Annotated in this window: 3 protein-coding genes; 2 read left to right on the forward strand and 1 reads right to left on the reverse strand. The window is 46.1% G+C overall.

Annotation, left to right across the window (positions count from 1 at the left end):
- Nucleotides 1–845 precede the first annotated feature (845 nt).
- Together H6F80_RS28230 and H6F80_RS28235 are read left to right on the forward strand one after the other, a co-directional pair.
- Nucleotides 846–3,113 carry a S8 family serine peptidase gene (locus H6F80_RS28230; RefSeq protein WP_190794842.1) on the forward strand — a complete coding sequence of 756 codons (2,268 nt, stop codon included), beginning with the start codon at nucleotides 846–848 and terminating at the stop codon, nucleotides 3,111–3,113.
- Between the two features lie 93 nt (nucleotides 3,114–3,206).
- Nucleotides 3,207–3,464 (forward strand): hypothetical protein, encoded by a 258-nt coding sequence (locus H6F80_RS28235; protein ID WP_190794843.1) that lies wholly within the window; start codon nucleotides 3,207–3,209, stop codon nucleotides 3,462–3,464.
- Nucleotides 3,465–3,782: 318 nt separating this feature from the next.
- Here H6F80_RS28235 and H6F80_RS28240 read toward each other — a convergent pair.
- Nucleotides 3,783–4,002 (reverse strand): cupin domain-containing protein (locus H6F80_RS28240; protein ID WP_518523677.1); only part of this gene is annotated, 220 nt, incomplete at its 5' end.

Here is a 4,002-nt window from a genome sequence, read left to right on the forward strand (position 1 = left end):
TCAGGTAAAAGCGGTTGAATGAAGATTAATTTCTCCTGATTCAGAGAATATATCTCTATCTTGCCAAAACTTCACCAAAAGATGGGATGAGCCAGAATTATGTGTCAAGTCCGTGTGATCCTTTCAATTCAGGCTTTGCTAAGGTTTGAAGCTTCTCTTAAAAGTTCCATAGCTGAAATGAGCTATAGGAACAAACCTTTAGATACCCAATGCGTCCTTCCTTTGGAAGTTGAAAAGAGTTAAAAACTCCTCTGTGACCTTTAACTCTTCGTTAAAGACACTTATTTCTTCACCCTACGCTAGCTCACTCCACAGTATCTAAATTGCCTTCCGGTTGAGAGAGCAATGCCCTATCCAAACACAGCAAATCTTGGCGTTTAAAACGACAGGAAATGGCTGAACGACAGAATACGATAGGAAACAAAGTGAGTAGCGGAGTCAGTGTTTTCACTGAAAGCGCTAAACAACTATCCAGCAACACGGTCCCATAGATTGAGGAATTATTGCCCTGTGGTTCTACTTCAATTGTTTCTGCCTGCAGCCGATCTTAAGTTTTTTCGCTCCTTGCCTAGCGGCTGAGAGAACTCCTGCCATAATCGATTGCTAGCAAGAAACTGCTTCTGTTGATGTGAAGCATATGTAATTTTTGATGCAACGGATGCACGATTTACTTAGAATCAGGAGATGATGAATTTTACGCTTTTCGTGCATCTAGAATCATTGAGCTTGCTGTTATGGAAATCGATCGGGCTAGGAATACGTTGAGGCATGCTAAATCCATTAGACTTGGCTCAAAAATCAGTTACTTTAAAGATTCGATTGGCAAATTAGACAAAAACGATTATTTGCGGCTGCGACTGCACGATCGAAGTAGCCTTTCTCTCAAGCTCGATCGCCTCAAGGCAAATGCAAATCTTCAGATCCTTAACTCCAAAGGTCGAGTGATTCAGACGGCAGCCCGTCGCGGTAAAGCAGCGGAGCGTTTAAATCTCGATTTAGGTTCAGGAACGTATTACATTCGGGTCTATTCCCAACAGCGAACAGAAACAACCTATCAGCTAACTCTGTCCGCAACTCCAAATTCTCCTAGCTCATCTAGCCTGCCAGATTTGCGCGGCATTTCCTTCAATAGCCCACAATTCTTGAGTATGGGAGACACAGCCGCTCTCACCTTTCACCTAGAAAATGCAAACGCTACTGTTGCCGGAGGTTTTGGAGTCGATTTCTACCTGTCTACCGATCGCACTTTAGATAGCAGCGATCGGCTGCTGGGCAGCCAAGCGATCGCTGGATTAGCAGGTAATCGTACAACAGGACAGTTGACAGCAACCGTCACTTTACCTAACCAATCCGATGCTTTTTGGCAGGGTGAAGGAACGTATTACATTAGCATGGTTGTTGATCCTGCGAATCAGGTAGCAGAATCTAACAAGGCAAACAACCGCAATCAGGGAACGCCGCTTGATTCCAGCACCATTCAGGTGAGTTTGCTGCCTAGCTTCACTGGTTTTAGCCTTCAGGATGCATCGGGAGACACTTCCGAAAATACAGTTTTTCAGGAAGGAGCCGTGCAGCTAAGCTACAGTCTAGCAAACGGGTCACGGTTGGCAAAAGTGCGTCTGGAAGCCCTTAAGGACGGTAGCATTACTACTTTGGGAAGCTGGACAGGTGCATCACTTTCTCGTGGGTTGGTCAATCTAGCAAACGTTGCTGGGCTAAGCGGCGACTATGAGTTTCGGGCAGTTGCTCAAACAATCGAAGGTCGAGAAATTGTCTCAGATCGGCAGTCTATGAAGGTACTGCCCTGGAACCTAGTGGCTGGAACGGCTGTAGGTGAAACCCTAGATTATGCAGCCCCAATTGGCACAGGCAGCGTCATTCTAGGACGAGGTGGAACTGATGTCTTACATCTGAATATCAAGCGATCGAGTATTTCCAGCATTAATGGTCTTGATTTGAGTGCCTTCGATCCACAGGCGATCGCGCATCAGGCAATCTTGCGCGGCACGGCGTTTGATTCCGTTAAGCTGATCGATGGACGAGAAATCTACTTCCAGGGCATTGAAGCTCTACGATTCTCAGATGACACGATGCTAGAACTTCAAGTGCGGCCAAATGACCTGTACTATAGCCAGCAATGGAATTTGCGAGCTTCAGATGTTGAAAGCGCCTGGCGGTTTACCAAAGGCTCCAAAGACGTGCTGCTAGTTTCGATTGATTCTGGAGTTCCCCTGACAAATACGCCCGAAGGTAGCCTTGTAGATCTCGCTTCTACTCGCCTGATTACTGACCCCACCGACGATGACCAATCAATTGGTGCTGGACATGGACACTCTGCGATTAGCGTTATGTCTGCCACGCCAAATAATGCTGAAGGCATCACGGGAATTAACTGGAACAGCAATGTTTATGTAACCAAACCCTATGGGGAAATTACACTTCAACAAAGCATTAAAGATGCTATTAGTTATGCCCGTGCAAACCACAAGCGCGTGGTATTTCAGGGAGGTATTGCGGGCGAACTCTGGTTGACTAACGGTGGTACGCAAGCAGAACTTGAACAAATCTTTTCTGACTGTGCAGACATTGCCGTATTTGCAATGGCAGCCGGAAACGGCAATGTAGACATGGATGACCCTACTAATTTTTGGGAAAGCGGTGGAATTGGTCGTCTGGAGGCGAATCATAGTAACGTGATGTCAGTTGGCGCACTGGCGCGATCGGACGTACAGATCATCAACGGACTGTTGAATGCAGCTGCAGTTAGGCGAGCAGGTTACTCCAACTATGGCAGCAAGCTAACGATGATGGCAGCAACTGACTCTCCTGTAATGAATACGCTAGGGCAGCTAGATTACTTTGGTGGAACGTCTTGTGCAAATCCAAATATGGCGGCAATTGCTTCCCTAGTCTGGAGTGTGAACACGAATTTAACTGGAGGGGAACTGCGGCAGATTCTAACCGACACAGCAATGGATTTGGGATCTGCAGGTCGAGACTTATACTTTGGACATGGACTGGTGAATGCAGATGCAGCCGTTCGACGGGCATGGGCACTAGCTCGAAACGTTGAACTTGCTAGCCTTTACAATGGTCGTTCCCTATTGGCATAACACCTTTGTATAGCAAATGAGAAAAAATGGTTGCTAAGGACCAAATGTCCCACTTACGGTGTTTGGTCTAGTTGCAGTAGGAAGGCTAAAACAATGAAAATCAAGCTTCTACAGCATCAACTGTCCCAGAAACAGCCAAAAACGGGACAGTTCAACTCATTAAACATACAATTGAAGCGATCGCTGGCATGCCCAACTCAAAAAGCTTTCAGCCTGAGCGACCATTTTTTTCTGCTGCTATATAAAGGCGAGGATAAGGAATTCATTGTCGAAGGGAAAGTTGCAGGGGATTTAGGTAGAAACAACTTCACTTATCTCTATCAGGCAACTCTAGGACAACTTCCATGCTGAAATGTTGTAAACGTCCAGATACTAATGATTTGAGGGGCCAGCCAGACAAACATATCTTTGGCAACTCAATCCAAAACTTGCACAAGAACAACAAAAATTCAGCAACAGCTCAATTGTTCGAAAATAAACCTGAAGCGATCGTGTGTAGTATGCCTTAGAGCCTTGTAATGCCTAGGATGCAGACTAGGAACCCTGCCGAGACTAATCATTTTCGGCAATCATAGAGGTAGTAACGTTCCCCTTCAGCGACAGCAGAAGACCTTTGCATCAACACCATCACCTAAATCCGTCCGCTGCAGGGGCTGTTAGGCGGTGCTACTAATATGCGCGACCATCTTTGTGCGTTAAAACCCATTCACCATTCGGCAATTGTGTTGCTTTGAGATCATCATTTGGGTATTCGACCTCATCTCCCTCAGGGCGATCGCCAACCTCAAGATAGGTTACGTTTTCTTCAGATCGGTTAATCAGTTGATGGGCGATACCTGTGCCTGCCTTAAATCCATAGCAATCACCGGGATGCAAAACGAATTCCTCT

It is taken from the genome of Leptolyngbya sp. FACHB-711 (assembly GCF_014695615.1).
GTDB lineage: Bacteria > Cyanobacteriota > Cyanobacteriia > Elainellales > Elainellaceae > Leptolyngbya_A.

Coding starts and splice junctions, on each gene's coding strand:
- H6F80_RS28235 (WP_190794843.1), top strand. CDS start 3,207: ATGAAAATCAAGCTTCTACAGCATCAACTGTCCCAGAAACAGCCAAAA.